The sequence below is a fragment of the Halobacteria archaeon AArc-dxtr1 genome, from assembly GCA_025517425.1.
Classification (GTDB): Archaea; Halobacteriota; Halobacteria; order Halobacteriales; family Natrialbaceae; genus Halostagnicola.
The window spans coordinates 223,567-239,815 of record JAOPJY010000002.1; the positions used below are offsets into that span (position 1 = coordinate 223,567).

Annotated in this window: 13 protein-coding genes; 3 read left to right on the top strand and 10 right to left on the bottom strand. The window is 64.9% G+C overall.

The features are described 5' to 3' along the window. The first annotated feature begins 25 nt into the window (after positions 1–25). Positions 26–1,438, top strand: a complete 1,413-nt coding sequence (locus tag OB905_10075; protein MCU4926327.1) for a hypothetical protein — start codon at positions 26–28, stop codon at positions 1,436–1,438. A gap of 205 nt (positions 1,439–1,643) precedes the next feature. Here OB905_10075 and OB905_10080 read toward each other — a convergent pair whose 3' ends face one another. The 8 genes from OB905_10080 to folP form a co-directional block, all read right to left on the bottom strand. Then, positions 1,644–2,495, bottom strand: coding sequence for a phosphate ABC transporter ATP-binding protein (locus OB905_10080; protein ID MCU4926328.1), 852 nt, complete (start codon positions 2,493–2,495; stop codon positions 1,644–1,646). Then, entirely contained in the window at positions 2,492–3,352 is an 861-nt protein-coding gene (locus tag OB905_10085; GenBank protein ID MCU4926329.1) for an ABC transporter permease subunit, read from the bottom strand. The genes OB905_10080 and OB905_10085 overlap by 4 nt, the downstream gene beginning before the upstream one ends. Beyond that, a complete protein-coding gene (gene pstC / locus OB905_10090) occupies positions 3,352–4,281 on the bottom strand; it encodes a phosphate ABC transporter permease subunit PstC (GenBank protein MCU4926330.1) in 930 nt (309 codons plus the stop codon). The genes OB905_10085 and pstC overlap by 1 nt, the downstream gene beginning before the upstream one ends. An 8-nt stretch (positions 4,282–4,289) precedes the next feature. Further along, positions 4,290–5,267: a substrate-binding domain-containing protein gene (locus OB905_10095; protein ID MCU4926331.1), complete on the bottom strand. Its 978-nt coding sequence runs from the start codon at positions 5,265–5,267 to the stop codon at positions 4,290–4,292. A gap of 319 nt (positions 5,268–5,586) precedes the next feature. Continuing rightward, positions 5,587–6,570: a YeiH family protein gene (locus tag OB905_10100; GenBank protein MCU4926332.1), complete on the bottom strand. Its 984-nt coding sequence runs from the start codon at positions 6,568–6,570 to the stop codon at positions 5,587–5,589. A 405-nt stretch (positions 6,571–6,975) separates the two neighbouring features. Continuing rightward, a complete protein-coding gene (locus OB905_10105) occupies positions 6,976–8,082 on the bottom strand; it encodes a hypothetical protein (GenBank protein ID MCU4926333.1) in 1,107 nt (368 codons plus the stop codon). Positions 8,083–8,163: 81 nt separating this feature from the next. Beyond that, positions 8,164–8,598 (bottom strand): hypothetical protein, encoded by a 435-nt coding sequence (locus OB905_10110; protein MCU4926334.1) that lies wholly within the window; start codon positions 8,596–8,598, stop codon positions 8,164–8,166. A gap of 123 nt (positions 8,599–8,721) precedes the next feature. After that, positions 8,722–11,196, bottom strand: coding sequence for a dihydropteroate synthase (gene folP / locus OB905_10115; protein ID MCU4926335.1), 2,475 nt, complete (start codon positions 11,194–11,196; stop codon positions 8,722–8,724). Positions 11,197–11,394: 198 nt separating this feature from the next. Between folP and OB905_10120 the strand changes: the two genes are divergently transcribed. Continuing rightward, entirely contained in the window at positions 11,395–11,799 is a 405-nt protein-coding gene (locus tag OB905_10120) for a hypothetical protein (protein ID MCU4926336.1), read from the top strand. A gap of 33 nt (positions 11,800–11,832) precedes the next feature. Here OB905_10120 and OB905_10125 read toward each other — a convergent pair whose 3' ends face one another. Beyond that, positions 11,833–12,615, bottom strand: a complete 783-nt coding sequence (locus OB905_10125; GenBank protein ID MCU4926337.1) for an ABC transporter ATP-binding protein — start codon at positions 12,613–12,615, stop codon at positions 11,833–11,835. A 150-nt stretch (positions 12,616–12,765) separates the two neighbouring features. Between OB905_10125 and OB905_10130 the strand changes: the two genes are divergently transcribed. Next, positions 12,766–14,433, top strand: coding sequence for a hypothetical protein (locus OB905_10130; protein MCU4926338.1), 1,668 nt, complete (start codon positions 12,766–12,768; stop codon positions 14,431–14,433). Positions 14,434–14,587: 154 nt separating this feature from the next. Here OB905_10130 and OB905_10135 read toward each other — a convergent pair whose 3' ends face one another. After that, the gene (locus tag OB905_10135; protein MCU4926339.1) at positions 14,588–16,183 is read right to left on the bottom strand and encodes an HTTM domain-containing protein; all 1,596 of its coding nucleotides are present in this window, start codon (positions 16,181–16,183) and stop codon (positions 14,588–14,590) included. Positions 16,184–16,249: the final 66 nt, after the last annotated feature.

The window sequence follows — 16,249 nt, forward strand, 5'->3', positions numbered from 1 at the left end:
GTGCGTGGTACGACCGCGCTGACCGATGAGACTGTCGCAGCTGGTCTCGGGCGACCGATCCACGCCGTACGGACTCCCGAACTTCGACTCGACGACGGCGTTCGTCCGGGCGACCGCGCGGTACCTACACGGCGAGTCGTTTCCCGCCCTGGGGATGATTCACCCGGCGCTGGTCCCGCTGGCAAAGCAGGTCAACTACCTGCCACGGCGCGCCAGAACCGGGATCTACACCAGAGGCGGCGCAAACGAGGGGATCGATCCGGACGACCTGGGAGAGATCGACATCGAAGAGTTCCGCCAGTGGGTCGTCGAACAGTACCCAGAGCGAGGCTACCCCGCCGTCGTCGTGGGATCGAGCAACGGCGCCGCGGTACATCTCGCGGCGCTGCTCGGGGTGCCGTTTCTCCCCCAGACGTTTCTCCTACCGATCCAGCGCTCGATGGACGCGGACGCGATCCGGGAGGATATCCAGTGGGGCGCCGAGCACGCGCCCCCCTTCCTCGCAGCCAATCCGGACGTCTCACTCCACCAGATGCACGACCCTAACCAGGACCGGCTGATGGTCAGAGAGCTTGGGTACTTCCGCGTCAAGTCCCAGACGCTCGGCGAGGCCTACGAGGAGTTTCTGAAGACAGTGCTAGCGCCCGGCGGGACGATCATCTCGCTCGAGTGTGAGTACGACTGGCCCGCCATCGACGTCGGCGAGCGCCACAGCTTCCAGCTCGGCGGCTGTGGCGGGCTCTCGCCAGAGGAGTACTACGAGGGCAGCGAGGCGGTCGCAGACTTCCTCGACCGCCAAGACGCCGGCATTCGGCAGTGGGACGTTCCGGATCCAGACGGGCGACTCCCCGAGGCGGAGTGGGGGTTCGAGCCAGCACTTCGCGAGGACATCGAGCGCCTCGCGGCGGAGCGAGACTATGAGATCCGGCGGCTCCGGTTCGACGATCCACGGGATCTGAGCCCGTTCGTCGCCGACCGGTACCGCGAGCGCTACGCCGACTTAAATCGGCCGACTGATCGGCTGCTGGTCCAGTCGTTCGCGCTCGTCGAGCCCTGGTGGACGATGCGCACCGGCTCCGTGCCCTACTGGACGGCGTTCAACACCCGCCCCGACGTCGCGCACTTGGAGTCGTACCTCGAGGGGACGGAGCCGTACGACGAGATCCGGACGACGCTGTTCTCTCATGGAATGGAGTCGGCGGGACTGGCGTCGGTCGACGAGTGGCGCAAGGCACTCTCGAACGCCCGCGACGAGTACGGCTTCGTCGGCGTCGACCCGACTGAGTACCCCTACGACGTCGAAACGCAGGTTCGGTATCACGCTGACCTCCCCGAGACGATCGGCGCGCGACACGCCCACCCGCCGCCGATGCCGTTTGAGGAGTTCGAGGCGGTCGCAGAGGAGGTCACAGCGGAGTACGATATCGAGTGGGAGTGAGCCCGGTTCGATTCCTCCGGATCGAGCCGTCATCCATGGGGTGAGTCACTATTCGGTTCGAGCCCGTTCGCCCGAGTCGTGACCGACATCAGTGCTCCGGTGACAGGGCCGGCGACGAGCACGGCCACGGCTATATCGTGCGCACGAGCGCCATTTCGCGTATCTCGAGTGATTTGAGCCCGGGTGGGAGGCGTGCTCGGACGGGTTACCGTTCGGCCGCGAGCGTCCCGTTCGTCGACCCCGTTTCGGTATCGTCGACCGCCTCCCCACCCTCGTCGCTGTACTCGACGATGGTGTGTCCCTTGACGAACTGCTGTGTGCGTTCGTGGCGCGGATTCTCGAAGAACGAACGCGTGTCATTGGCCTCAATGAGTTTTCCGAGGTAGAGGAAGACGACCTCGTCGGCGAGGCGCTTGGCCTGGTCCATGCTATGGGTGACCATGACGATCGTGTACTCCTCTTTGAGCCCGGCGAGGGTCTTCTCGACCTCCTCGGCCGAAACGGGGTCCAGCGCCGAGGTGACCTCGTCACAGAGCAGTACCTCGGGCTCGACGGCCAGCGAGCGGGCCAGACAGAGCCGCTGGATCTGGCCCGTCGAGAGCTCCGCGCCAGGCGTATCTAGTCGATCTTTTACCTCGTCCCAGAGGTTCACCTTCCGCAGGTAGGCCTCGACGAGTTCGTCGAGCTCCGCTTTCGAGTCGTAGTCGCCGTGGATCTTCACGCCGTAGGCGACGTTTTCGTAGATCGACAGCGGCAGCGGGGTCGGCGTCTGCGGGACGTAGCCGATCCGTCGGCGGATTTCAGGAGCCGGTTCGTCGGTGTCGTAGATCGACTCGCCGTTCAGTGTGACGTCGCCGTCGATCTCGACGGTAGGTTGGATCTCGTGGAGTCGGTTGAGCGATTTCAGCAGCGTTGACTTGCCACAGCCCGATGGACCGATGATGGCGGTCAGCTGGTTCGCCGGAAACTCGGCTGAGACGCCCTTCAGCGCCTCGACTTCGCGATTCCCGGTGTACGTTACGGCGAGGTTTTCCGTGGTGAGTGCAGCGTTTGTCATGAGCGGCTCCCTCCTGGTGCGTAGCGAGCGTAGCGTCCGGCCAGTAGCTTCGAGACGAAGATCAGGCCGAGGACGGCGACGATGAGGACGAACGACGCCGCGTAGGCGTGTGAACGGACCTCGGCATTGAACGACATCGCCTGGTCGAAGATGAGCACCGGCAGCGTCGTCGAGGGCTCGAAGAGGCCGGCGGGCATCCGCGTGCTCCGGCCGGCGGTGAACAGTACCGTCGCGGCGTCGCCGATACCACGGGCAAAGCCCATGATGATCCCGGCGATGATTCCCGGCAGTGCAGCGCGGACGGTAACGATCGCCGTCTCGAACCGCGTGCTGCCGAGTCCGTACGACGCCTCCTTGACTGCATCGGGCGCCGACCGCAGCGCCTCGTCGGTGTACCGGGTCATGATTGGGTACTGGAAGATCGCGATAGCGATGATCCCGAAGAACAGGCTCGTCTGAGCCCCGACGGCGATGATGACCGTCAGGACGAACACCCCATAGACGATCGGCGGCGTCCCCCAGAGGACGTTGAGGAACATGTTCACGACGTCCGAGAACCGTTCGCTCGAGTAGTCGCTCTGGAGGTAGATCGCCGTCGAGATCGCCAGCGTCGCCGAGGCGACCGTCGCCGGGACGACGATGAAGAGGCTTCCCAGCACCGCGTGGAGGAAGCCGCCGGTCCCCTCGAGCATGTACCGGGAGCCCGGCGGGGTGACGGCGATCGCCGGATCGGTCAGGAAGACGCGACCGCCCCGGTAGATCGTCACGCCGACGACCAAGATCATCACGGAGACGACCAGGCCGGCCGCGCCGCGGGCGAAAGCGCCGAAGAGGCGCTGTTTGGCGTATCGGTCCATCAGTACTGCCACCTCCGTTTGAGCCGGCGGCGGACGAGCATGGCGCCGAAGTTGAACAGCCAGACAACGACGACGAGCATCAGGCCGACGAAGATCAGCGCCGATTGGGTCAGCGGCAGGCTCATCAGTTCACCGTAGTCGTTGACGACCAGCGTCGGCAGGGTCTGCCCCGTCGCGAACAGCGAGTCCGGAATGTGGGTCTGCCCACCGATGAGCATTGCGGGAACGATCGTCGCCCCGAAGACGCGACCGAAGCCGAGCAGGATCGCCGAGAAGATACCCGGCCCCGCGGCCCGCAACAGTACGGACCGGATCGTCTCCCACTTGGTTGCGCCGACGCCCAGCGAGGACTCCCGGAGTTCGTCGGGAAGAGCCTCGAGCGACTCGACGGTCAGCGAGATCATAAACGGCGTGACGACGATCGCCATCACGACGCTGACGGTGAAGATCCCGAGCCCGGTCGAGCCGGAGCCGACCGCCGGTGCGAGGTAATCGCCGACGAACGGAACGACGACGATCAGCGCGACGAGCCCGAAGATGACGCTCGGGACCGCCGCGAGCACGTCGATAAATGAGGAGACGAGCACCTTCATCCGACCCTCGGCGTACTCGGCGATGTAGATCGCCGCAAGGATCGCGATCGGCGTTCCCATCACCATCGTCAGCGCCGTCACGTAGATCGTCCCGACGATGGCCGGCAGGAACCCGAACTCGTTCTGAGCGGGATCCCAGTTCGACGAGGTCAGCGCCTGTACCAGCGAGTACTCCGATAGCAGCGGGAGCGACTGGTAGAGCAGCGCCAGCACGATGAAGGCGAAGATCGCGATCGCAAAGTAGCCAGCGCCGGTCAGCCAGTAGCTACTCAGCCGTTCGGCGAGCAGCCGTCGACCGAGGCGGCTGTCACGTCTCGATTCCGTCCGTTCTACCATCGGTCAGCTCAGGCCCCCTCTTGGAGAGTCTCCTGTGCCTCCTCGCGGCGGTCGTCCTCGAGGGGCACGTAGCCGTTCTCCCGGACGGACTCCTGTCCCTCACCGAGAACGAACTCGACGAAATCCTGGGCCTCGTCCTCGAACTCTTCCATCGACGCGAGATACATGTGTCGAGCGGGCGGCCGGGGGTAGTCGCCCACCTCGACGGCCTCGAGGAGTTCGTCGCGGGTCTCGTAGAAGTCCTCCTCGTCCGAGAGCCCCTCGCCGTCCTGGTCGAGCGGCACTGGCCGGATGTTGCCTTCGAGTTCGCCGCTCTCGAGGTCGTAGACGTAGTTGATGTTGTTCATCGAGATGGCGTTCTCGTTGCGGGCGAGCGCCTCGGCGACCGGCTGGTCGCCGTTGTGGTTCTCGTCGGCGTAGTCTTCCATCTCGCTCTCGGTGTAGGCGTCGCCCTCGCCGGCGAGGAAGTCGGCCCACTGCTTGTAGGCAGCTGAGGTATCGGAGCGGCCGTAGACGACGATCTCCTCGTCGACGTCGTCGTCGACGAGTTCGCCCCAGTTCGTGATCTCCCGCGTGAAGATGTCCTCGAGTTGCTCGCGGGTGAGGCCGTTCTCCTGGATTTCGTCGATGATCGGGTTGTCCTCGTGGACCGTCCCGACGACGGTGTCGATAAGCATCGGCACTGCGAACAGGCCGTCGTCGATCTCCTCCGGTTCCGGGTCCCGACCCATCATCGCGATATCGACCTGGCCGTTGAAGAGGTCCGAGACGCCGACGCCGGTGCCACCGCCACTGATGTCGAAGACGACACCGTGTTCGTTCTCGTACATGTCCGCCCACACCTCGACCATCGGCAACGGACCGACGCCACCGGAGATACGGACGTCGGCGCTTTCACCCAGCAGCGACGTACAGCCAGCCAGAGAAACCACAGAACCGACACCTGCAAGGCGAAGTGCGGATCGGCGCGAAAGAATCTGTTCCATCGTTGTGCCTCCAAAACCACCCCACGGTTGTATCTTCACGCACCCCAGCAATGTTTGGGCGTTCAATCGGCATCCGGCAAATATCGCGACAGCGTACGTGTGAACCACACGCACCTGCGATCCGATGGGAGGGAAATGCGAAAACCAGCCGTCTCATCGCCCGAAAGTGGGGGAGAGTCGGGATTCAAATCGCCCGTTTACGAGCGATCCAGTACGATCACGGCGGGCGACCCGGCTGTTGGGGCTGGTGAACTGCCGATTCAGGCTCTGGCAACCCCGATACACTGGTAGCGGAGTAAATTGCCTATTTCTTCGACGATCAGAACACCGTCAGCAGCAGCGTCAGCGAGAGGAGACTGCTGGCGAGCAACGCGAGCAACACGACGAGTGCGGGAGTGAGTCCGGTGTTCCGGAGTTCGGCGAGCCGGATCTCGGTGCCCAGTCCGACGAACGCGAGCAGGAACAGCCAGTTGTAGGCATTCTCGAGCGAAGCCTGCTGGGCTGGCGAGAGGACACCCGCGCTGGCGACGACCGCGAGCGCGAGAAAGCCAAGCACGAACTTCGGGAACTCCGTCCAGAGCGTGCGGAGGGACGGACGACCGCCATCCCCGGACCCGGCGTAGTAGCTCGCGTAGGCGAGTACGACCAGACCGATCAGCGCGTTCCTGGCGAGTTTTGTCATCGTCGCCCACTGGCCTGCGACCTCCGAGTGAGCGAAGCCGACGGCGACGACCGGCCCCGTCGAGAACATGCTGATCCCCGCCCAGATCCCAAAGACGATCCCCGAAAGCCCGAGCCAATCGCCGACGATCGGGTACACGACGATCGTGACAGCGTCGAAGAGCAGAACGGTCGCCGCCGCGTAGGCGACCTGCTCCTCGCGGGCGCGGACCGCACCGGCGACCGCGACGACCGCCGACACGCCGCAGATCCCGGCCCCGGCCGCTAGCAGCGATCCCAACCGGTCGGCGAGCCCGAAGACGTTCCGTGCGAGCAGTTCGACGACCGCTATCGTGACTCCGGTTACGAGGAGAACGATCACGAGGACGAGTACGCCGACATCGAGCACCGTCGAAAGCGTCAGTGACGCACCCATAAGGACGATTCCGGCGCCGAGCCAGAGCGTGTGAGTCGCGATCCCCGGTTCAAGACGTTCGGGGACGCCGACGACGTTCGCCAGACCGAATCCGAGAGCGATAGCAACCAGCAGGTGGTTAGCTCCGAGGGTCAGTTCGACCGACCGCGCGAGCAGCGCACCGAGACAGAGGACTGCGAGTCCGGGACCGAGCCGGCGGATCGACATTGCGTCACCCCGGAATCTGCAGTTCGAAAGCGCCGACGAGGCCGACGATTGCCATGCCAATAGCGACGGCCTGCCAATCGCACTCGAGGGCCAACCAACGAGACCGGACACCGTCCACGACTTCCACCCATCGATCGGACGACATTCGTTCGACTCCTCCGGACCGTCGCACTTAACGCTTGTCGATCGTGTCGCCGGTACCAGAACATATTGCAGCTATCAGGTACGGAACATCCCCGTTGATCGATGGGGATCTATCGGCGGTTGATTCAACTAATTCCGTTATCGAGTACGGCCGGTCGCGTCGGTCGGAATCGCACAGTGTCGCGAGCAAACCCATATTGGTTCGAGTAGCAAAGGAAGAGTTTGACAGCCAGAGGGGGTGTCGAATGCGTGACACCTCGGTCAGATATCGACGTTCCGGTCCGTCGAACCCGAAATCGCCTGGTACTCGAGCCACAGCGCGGCCGCGACGGTGAAGTCCTCCGCGCTGGCGTAACCGCGTTTGACGTAGGGCTCGCCCGCGGTCGTCAGCACCTCGAGGAAGTTACCGTAAGGAGCCAACAGCCGCTCCATCCGGGCGATCTCGGCTCGGGCGCGGTCGTCGAACCCGTACCGCCGGAGCCCGTTGGCGTACATGAGGCTGTTCCAGGGCCAGACGTGGTAGTGGTAGTCGGGGTGAAGAGCGAAGAACGGGTGGACCTCGCGGCGGGAGAACTGGCGCGCTCGCATCCGCAATCCGGCCGGCGTTTCGAGCGCCGAAAGTGCGTCGACGACCCGTGCCGCACGGTCGTCGTCGAGCAGGCCGAAGTAGAGGGGGACGACGTTGGCGTCGCAGGCGAGCGTCGCCGAGCCCCGGCGCTCGGCGAAGTGGCTCCCGGTCCACAGCGTCGACAGCCAGGCGTCACGAGTCCGTTCGAACTCGTCCGTGAACGTCGTCTCGACGTCGTGGCGCTCCAGTCGGCCGATCGCGGCGAGCAGCATAGCGGTATTGTACGCCTCGCGTGGGGCGGCCGCAGAGTCCCACCACGAACTCCCCGATCCGGTGACGATTTCCAGCTTCTCGTCGAAAAAGCGCTCGCGAAACAGCGCCGCGAGGCGTGTGACTTCGCCCGCGTGCGTGGAGAGGGCGCCACACTCAGAGAGGAGCACGACCAGCGCCGGGAACGTGTCGACGCCCTCCTCGGGGATCGCCGCGCCGAACTTCCGGTGAACGTCGGTGTAGAAGACGTCCTCTAAGCGGTAGACGAGGCGATCTGCGGTGTTCCGGAGGGCGGACTCGTAGCCAGCAGCTGCGACGCCCCGGGCTGCAAAACAGAGGTCCCGCGGCCAGGTCCCGCGGAAGTGCCCGCCGGAGACGAAGCCGCCGCGGGCGCGTTCGGCGACGATTTCGGCGGCCGCGCGGTCGAGCGTGCCGCGATCTCGAAACCCGTACCGACGCTTTCGGTAGTAGTGTTCGAGGCGCCGGCGAAGCTCTCGGGCGTAGTATCGTAGCTCCGGGATGGTCGTCATTCGGTGCGAGAGAGGCGAGAGCAGCTACCTCGGCCGGATCGAACCGCTCTCGAAACGAGCGAGCGTCGGCTCACCGTCGGGTTACTGCTCGTCTTCGGACTGATCGTCGTCTTCTGTGTCGGCGTCTGTCTCTGCGTCGGCGTCGGTCTCCGCGCCGCCCTCCGGCGCGTCGTGGATCGCCGACGCCGTCTCCTCGGGGATGTCCGCGTCGACGTCCAGTCGATCGTCACCGCCGCCCAGCAGCTGCTCGTCGACGGTCTCCTCGGCCGACCCGCGCTGTCGGAGACCGACCTTCACGAGCGCCGCGCCGATGGCCGCCTGCGGGACCGCCCGCAGGCGACCGCGAAAGAGGGACCTGGCGGCCGCAACCAGTGCCGTCGCGCCCGCGACCAGCGCGACCGAGCCGTCCCTGAGGCCACCGGAAACGATGGATCTGACCGGCGCTGACTCTGCGTTCGGTTCGTCGGTTTCGATCGGGAGGTCCGCTGCAGTCTCGGCGATCGTATCCTCGTCCATATCTGTCAGTAAGCGCTCGGGACGGTTGAAGCTTGGACCGGCAGGTGACTACTCCGGAGTACCGCAGCGTGGATATCCGTGCCGAAATAGGGTGGTCTCGGCGACCAGGTCCGTGTCGAGAGGCTACTCAGCGTCGATGTCCGCACCGCGGTCGGTGGCCAGCGCCGTCCGTACCGCGGCGACGTTCTCGGGGACGTCGTGGACCCGGATCAGATCCGCGCCGCGGTCGGCCGCGAGCGCGGTCGCTGCGACCGTCGGAGCCAGACGCTCGTCGGGACCGCAACCGACGCGCTCGAACATGGACTTGTGAGAGTGACCGACGAGGACGGGGCAGCCCAGTGCGTGGAACTCGTCGATGCGATCGAGTAGCTCGAAGCTCTCGGCGGCGCGCTTGCCGAAGCCGATTCCGGGGTCGACGACGATCTTCTCGCGGTCGACGCCGGCCTTTTCGGCGAGCAGGACGCGCTCTGCGAGTTGGTCGATTACGTCCGCGACGACGTCGTCGTAGGCAATCTCGCGGTCGGGGACGACGGGAGCGTCGATGCTGTGCATCACGACCAGCGCGGCGTCGTGTTCGGCGACCACGAACCGCATCTCGGGATCGTCGAGCCCGGAGACGTCGTTGACGATGTCGGCGCCGGCGTCGAGCGCGGCGTCGGCGACGGCCGCCCGCCGGGTGTCGACCGAGACGAGCGCGTCCAGCTCGGCGATTTCCTCGATGACGGGGACGACGCGGTCGATCTCCGTCTCGACAGAGACCGGGTCGGCGCCCGGGCGGGTCGACTCCCCGCCGACGTCGATCACGTCGGCGCCGGCGTCGACCATCGCCTCGGCGCGGGCGACGGCGTCGGAACGGGAGTCGTACTGCCCGCCGTCGTGGAAGCTGTCGGGCGTGACGTTCAGGATGCCCATGACCGCGGGACCGTCGCTCCAGGGGAAGTGAGGCGAGTCGGAGTCGGGAGCGTCGCCTGAACCGATTCCGAGCGTCTCGCGGAGTTCGCGGGCGACCTCTGCGAGTCCGTATGGCTGGGCAGCGAGTTTCTCGATGAGGCGCTTGAACTGTGCGAGCGTCCCCATCAGAACGGCCTCGGTGCGCTCCTCGTCGCGTTGCAGCCCCGAGAGGGCACACTCACCACCGAGGCTCAGTAGCTCCTGTTTCAGGTACTGTGCCTGACGGTACTGGAGGTCGGTCGTAACGACGCGATGGACGGCCTTCCCGCGCATTCGGTAGACTCCCTTCTCGGTGACGCCGGCGGCCTCGAGCGTCTCACGAGCGTCTACAAGGTCTCGAATCCGCTTTGGGACGTCGACGTCGGTCCAACGTCGCCGGGCTTCCGCAACCGCGAACAGCGAGCCGGTGACGAGCACGCAGTCTTCCTCGTCGGCGTCGGCGAGCGCACTCGCGAGCGCGTCGGCGACAGCCGCCTCGGTCTGTACGTCGGTGACACCTGCCTGCGAGAATACTCGCGCGAGGACGTCTCGGTCGGCCGCACGGTCGAGATCCGGCTCGCAGGCGACGACGGCGTCGGGCGTCGGGAGGGTGTCGGCCATCTCGCGGTGGTCCTTGTCGTGCATCGCCCCGATAACGAGGTGGAGCTGGTCGTACTGGTAGCTCGCAAGCGTTTTGGCGAGCTGCTCGCAGGCGCCGGGGTTGTGCGCACCGTCGAGTACGACGAGAGGATCGGTGTCGATCACCTCGAACCGGCCGGGCCAGTGAGCCTTGCGCAGCCCGCGGGAGAGTTGCTCCTCGGTGACGTCTGCGACCTGTCGAGCGAGAACGGCTGCGATGCCGGCGTTTTCTGCCTGGTGCTCTCCCAGCAGCGGGATCCGGGTCTCGAGGTCGAGGTCGAGACCGCGAATCGAGACCGCGGCTTCGGCGTGGTTGGGACGTCCCTCGTAGGTGACGCTAACGTCCGGGTCAGTCTCTCGATCATCCCCCACAGCGCCGTCGGTCCCGACCGTCACCACCTCCTGGGCCACCTCGCGGACGGCCGCGAGGGCATCCCCGGTCGTACCGGTGACGAGTGGGTTCTCACCGGCGACGTGAGCCTTGTCGTAGGCGATCTCGGCTTCCGTGTCACCCAAAATTCCGGTGTGCTCTAAGGTGACGCTCGTGACCGCACTCGCGACCGGATCGACGACGCTGGTTGCGTCGTACCGGCCGCCGATGCCGACTTCGAGGACGGCGACGTCGACGCCCTCACGGCCGAAGTGCCAGCACGCCAGGGCGGTCATCGTTTCGAAGAAGGTCGGCGACGTACCCGATGCACCCTCCTCGGTTACGTAGTCAGCAACGGCGTCGACGTACTCGGAGACCACCGCCTTCGGAATCTTCCGGCCGTCGACGCGGACGCGCTCGCGCAGCTCCTGGAGGTGTGGCGAGGTGTAGAGTCCGACCGAGAGCCCCGTCTCGCGAAGTGTCCGTTCGACCATCCGTGCCGTCGATCCCTTGCCGTTCGACCCCGCGATCTGGACGAAGTCGACACCCTCGTGGGGATCGCCGAGGTGGGCGAGGAGAGACGCCGTCGACTCCGTCCCTGGCTTGGGTCGAAATCGGCGGAGTCCGAAGAGAAAGTCCGCCGCCTCGTGATACTCCATACTCGAAGCACAGAGCCCGTGCGCTTTAGGGTGTCGGACTTGGCGTTCCGCGAGGTGAGAGAGGAGTACAGCCGACTAGGAGCGTTTTCAGACGCTCCCCCTCATTGACGGTGGCCGCGTCTCGGGGTTGGACGAGTTCGAGGAAGCAGAGTTACCGATACTATTTTGTACATAGTGTGTATTACTCACAATACAGAGATGGCAACGTCAACCAACTCAGCGAACGAATCGCTGCTAGCGCTCCGAAAACACCCCGTCGGTTACGTCGCTGCAATACTGGCAGTTGTCACGGGCGTCCTACACCTCGTTATTGTGGGTCAAGCACCGAACCAGACGCTCCAGGCGCTGTTCGCGCTCAACGGACTGGGCTTTCTGGCCGGCACTGCGCTGTACCTGACTCGGTACTGGCAGCGGGAGTTCTATGTGGTTGCAGCTGTGTACGCGCTGGTCACTATTCTTGCGCTGTTTCCCTTCCAGGGATACGGTATCGAGGCGTTCTACGTCGATGGGGCACTGAATCCGATGCGAGTCGTGACGAAAGGAGCCGAGGCAGGGCTCGTCGTCGCTGCGGCGTACCTGTACGTCGCGACTGGCGACAGCTAAGAGCAACTCACAGATCCGGCGGCTGCTGTCAGACTATTGTTTGACGAGATTGTCGTCGGCTGCGGGTCCAGGTGACTCCTGGGTCACCTCGAGGAACGCCTCTTCGAGACTGCGCGCTTCGCCAGTCTCGGCGCGGGATTTCAGCGCCTCGGGGTCGCCTTTGGCGACCAGCTTCCCGTCGTGGATGACGCCGATCTGGTCGGCTAGTTCGTCGACGACGGGGAGGATGTGCGTCGAGAGGAAGATCGTCATCTCGCGGTCGGCCAGATCGGCGATCGTCTCCCGCATCGTCCGTGCTGCACGCGGGTCGAGTCCGCTCGTCGGCTCGTCTAAGAAGGCGACCGCCGGCTCGTGGAGGACCGCCTGAATGACGCCGACTTTCTGGCGCATCCCCTTCGAGTAGCCTTCGATCCGGCGGTCGGCGTCGTCGAGCAGGTCGAAGCGCTCGAGCATCGATTCGATCCGCGTTGCCGACTCGTCCTCGGGTAGGTCGCGCAGGCCCGCGGCGTACTCGAGCTGTTCGCGACCGGTGAGTTCGTCGTAGATCGGCGGCTCCTCGGGAAGGTAGCCGATATGTGGGGTCACGGCTTCACGATCGGAGATCGGGTTGCCGGCGACCCGTGCTGATCCCGAGGTCGGCCTCGTCAGCGTCGTGAGCATCCGCATGGTCGTCGTCTTTCCGGCGCCGTTGGGACCCAGAAAGCCGAAGATCGTCCCTCGCTCGACGGTCAGTGTCACGCCGTCGACAGCGGTCGTCTCGCCGTAGCGCTTGGTGAGGGCGTTGGTCTCCACGGCGGGTTCGTCTGCGTCGCTCATACGCTCCCGTTTCGGCCCGACATGTATAAACGTTCGACACGTTGCTCTGCCGGAGACGTAGAATGACAAAACCCAAACTGTTTACTGGGTCGCGGTCCCGCAGCGACGTATGGTCCCGAACGACGCGATCGGCCGATGGGGTGGGCTCCGGTGAACGTCCGGACGGCGTCGACCGTCGCCAGGACAGAAGTAAAGCGGACGCTGCGATCGGTAACGGCCGAGAAGACGAAGGTCCTCGTGTTGGGACTGGTGGGGCTATTCTTGCTTGGCTCCGTGACCGTCGCCGGAGGTTACCTCTTGCCGACGCTCGGTGAGGAGGTTGCGGCGGGCGTGACCGGGGAGCAGGTGTCGGCAGCGACGGAGATCGCCACCGGCGGCGCAGCAGTCGCCTGGATCTTTCTGGTGTTTATGATCGCGATACGAGCCTTCACCGCAGCCGCGGATCCCGACAAGCCGGCGTTTTTGCTCATTTCGACGTCGCTTCGGAACGTCGTCACCGGAATCATCGCTGCCGAGGCCGTTTTGCTCGCGCTGTGGCTCGTCCCGCCGGCGCTGCTCCTCTCTGGGGCGTTTGCCTACGGTGCGGGGACGATACTGCCGATACTCATCGCACTGGTCGCCGTCTCCCTCATGATCGTCACCGCCGTCCCGGTCGGCTTCGTCGTCGGCACCTGGATCCGCCACCTCGTGACGGTCTACGAACCGATCGCGCGGTATCGGTGGGTGCTGTTCGTCGGCTTCTGGCTCGCGTACTTTGGCGGGATCGCGACTGGCCACTTCGATCAGCTCATGGCACAGCTCTTCTCGACGCTCCAGGACAGCCCGCTGGGCTGGTTCGGCCACGTCGTGCTGGCCGGCGTGCCGAACGTCCCGGCCTCCGAGCTGGCGATCGTCGGTGCGGCCACGGGGGCTGCCGTCCTCGCGACCGCGGCTACGGCAGTTGGGGTCGCCTCCGCTCGGATCCACTGGTTCGCGGATCCGGCGCGGTTCGACGACGAGCCATCGAGAGCCTCGGAGGAGGGGACCTCGGGCCGCCTCGAGTCACTCCTCCCGTCGGGGCTCGGACGCCCCGTTCGGACCATCGCGACGACCGCGATCCGGCGGACGAAGCGAGCCCCCATCCGGCTGGCCTACATCGGCTATCCCCTGCTCGGCATGATTGGGTTCGCCCAGGTGATCATCCAGACCGGAACGGTGCCGTCGTACGTCGCCGTCTTACTGTGTCTGTGGCTCGTCTGGGCCGCCGGCGCGCTGTTTACCCTCAACCCACTCGGTGATCTCGGGCGGGCGCTGCCCGCCGTCGTCTCTTCGCCGCTGTCGGGCCGACAAGCCGTCACGGGGCTGGTCCTCGCGGGGACGCTCGTCGCGGCACCGGTCGCGCTGGTCGCCTCGGCGATCCTCGGCGCTGTCAGCCCGCTCTCGGCCGAGCAGACGCTCGCACTGATCGCGGGAACGGCGGCCGGGACCGTCGTCACGCCCGCGCTGGCGACCGGTATCGGCTCGGCGTTCCCCCGCTTTGGAAGCGTCAACGTGACCAACAACCGGGAGGCAGTGATGCCGAGCAAGACCGCATTCGCCGCCTACTCGCTGGCGGTGCTCCTGCCCGCGGCCGCCGCCGTCGTCCTCTACACCGACGCCGCAGCGCCGATGGCGGAGCTCGCGGTTGCGGTCTCGGCGTGGACACCCGGCCCCGAGGTGGCACCCTCGGCGCGCGGAATCACGGTGGCCGCCTGGACGGTTCTGGCCGCCGGGCTCGTCGCACCGATCGTTTCGTGTCTGTACGCCATCGAGCGCTTCGACTGGTACGCACTGGAGTGAAGGGTGTCGGTTGGCTAATCGATCAAGGTCCGTGGGAATGGGCAATGTGATACCGTCGTATCGGTACAGACGGGATCGTAATTGAGTCGGCACTCGATATCTGGCTATCTCGAGAGTGGCGTGCTGAACGCAGGGAGGGGGTCAGACGGGGAGATTATTCAGTGACATCATTGGAGAGAGCACACTCACGCTCGAGCACTGTCAATTGGAGCGGATCTTCATACTCACCATCGAGCGGACTCGGCTGGACGAGGCGGGAGATGGTTACCTGAGCGACGTCTCCGCCCCAATCTGCCTGCGCCTGCTCGCACACCCAGTCGGTGTATCGTTCAGCGATACTGTCGTCCGTGCCCTCGCGACCGGAGTCACGGACCGATTCCATGAACTTACGCTCGCGGAACGTATCGTACTCCTGTGACGCATCCGGCGGACGATCCGTGACAACCTCCCCTCCCTCGAACGCATCGACCGTCGAGCCGTTTTCCAGCTCCGCTTCGGCGACGTACCAACTATATGATTCTGACGGGTCCGGAGCGTACAAGCCCCATCGCTGTTCGTCTGGGAAATTGGACTCGATCTCGTCCGGAACGTCAACACCGACAGCGTGACTCCCGCTAAACAGGACGATCCAGACGAGCGCGATTACCCCGGCGACGGTGACGAACGATCGCCCGTACGCGGTGACGTACGAGGCGACCGACTCGTGACCGTTATCGCGGAGCCCAGCGAGCCAGCGCTGTTCCATGGGCGGACGGCCGAGCGGGCCGAGCTGTGAGGCCGATAGCAAACGTCGCGTCCCACGGGTGGGCGCGAGCCGAGCCAGTCCATCCCAGAACGGTTTCGTGAGAAAGGGGATGACCGACGCAGCCAGTACCAGCGGAAAGAGTCCGACGGCGACCGTCAACAGCAACCCGGCGAACGCGCCCAGATATACGAAGACAAAGAACGCCCGTAAGCGGCCCGTCGTCAGCAGCAAGAACACGGCCGATCCGACGAGCAAGATCACCCACAGCCAGTTCGCCACTTCGAGGAGGATGGGATACTCGACGAGAGAGTTGCCAAGAAAGATCGTCATCTCGTCGTTCGCGAGCGCGATCTGGAGGCCGTCACCGGCGTACCACGTTTCGCCTTCGCGTTTGAGAATCGCGTTCGAGCTGAAGACGGCAATCGGCTGGACGAGAAGCGCAGCCGTCCCGAACCCGACGACAGTCGTCCGGGCAGAGCCGCGCCGAAGGGCGTCGATCGACCACCGTTCGGAGAGCGGCGTCAGGAGGGCAAGCAGCAGCAGCACCCTGAGCAGCCGATCACCGCCATTGAGAACCATCGGATTGCGCGCATGTAACGAAAGCAACAACACCAGCGAGATGAACCCGACAAGTCTCGTTCGATACCCGAGAAGTAACGCGATCGCAAAGATCGCTGCTACGACGAACAGGAACTGCTGAAACCACAACTCACCGGAGAATGCATGGATTGAGTAGCCGCTATTCGCGTTCGTGGCCTCGTAGACCGCCCGCGGATAGACACCATCGTCGGTGTAGAAGAAGCCGAGATCCCTCCATCGGTGGAGCAGGTCAATCAAGATGATCAGTCCGAGCGAGATGCGGAGGGCGGCGAGTGCTCGGGTATCGATCTCGAAGCGTGATCGAACTCCCCGGCGGACTGGATCACGTAGATCCCGGAGCTGGAGAGCCCACGTCCTGAGTAACTGTGGCGGATTCGAAGGTCCTCCGTCGTCATCAGTTCTCATAGCGGTCTGGGTAGCCAACAATAGTCACTCGCACCGAGTGATTCGAATTGATTGGTGGGCTACTTG

Bases quoted from the DNA above. Each gene is read 5' to 3' on its own strand.
- OB905_10080 (MCU4926328.1), bottom strand. From the start codon at position 2,495: ATGACAAACGCTGCACTCACCACGGAAAACCTCGCCGTAACGTACACC.
- OB905_10105 (MCU4926333.1), bottom strand. From the start codon at position 8,082: ATGACGACCATCCCGGAGCTACGATACTACGCCCGAGAGCTTCGCCGG.
- OB905_10125 (MCU4926337.1), bottom strand. From the start codon at position 12,615: ATGAGCGACGCAGACGAACCCGCCGTGGAGACCAACGCCCTCACCAAG.
- OB905_10100 (MCU4926332.1), bottom strand. From the start codon at position 6,570: ATGTCGATCCGCCGGCTCGGTCCCGGACTCGCAGTCCTCTGTCTCGGT.
- OB905_10095 (MCU4926331.1), bottom strand. From the start codon at position 5,267: ATGGAACAGATTCTTTCGCGCCGATCCGCACTTCGCCTTGCAGGTGTC.
- OB905_10085 (MCU4926329.1), bottom strand. From the start codon at position 3,352: ATGGACCGATACGCCAAACAGCGCCTCTTCGGCGCTTTCGCCCGCGGC.
- pstC (MCU4926330.1), bottom strand. From the start codon at position 4,281: ATGGTAGAACGGACGGAATCGAGACGTGACAGCCGCCTCGGTCGACGG.
- folP (MCU4926335.1), bottom strand. From the start codon at position 11,196: ATGGAGTATCACGAGGCGGCGGACTTTCTCTTCGGACTCCGCCGATTT.
- OB905_10075 (MCU4926327.1), top strand. From the start codon at position 26: ATGAGACTGTCGCAGCTGGTCTCGGGCGACCGATCCACGCCGTACGGA.
- OB905_10120 (MCU4926336.1), top strand. From the start codon at position 11,395: ATGGCAACGTCAACCAACTCAGCGAACGAATCGCTGCTAGCGCTCCGA.
- OB905_10110 (MCU4926334.1), bottom strand. From the start codon at position 8,598: ATGGACGAGGATACGATCGCCGAGACTGCAGCGGACCTCCCGATCGAA.
- OB905_10135 (MCU4926339.1), bottom strand. From the start codon at position 16,183: ATGAGAACTGATGACGACGGAGGACCTTCGAATCCGCCACAGTTACTC.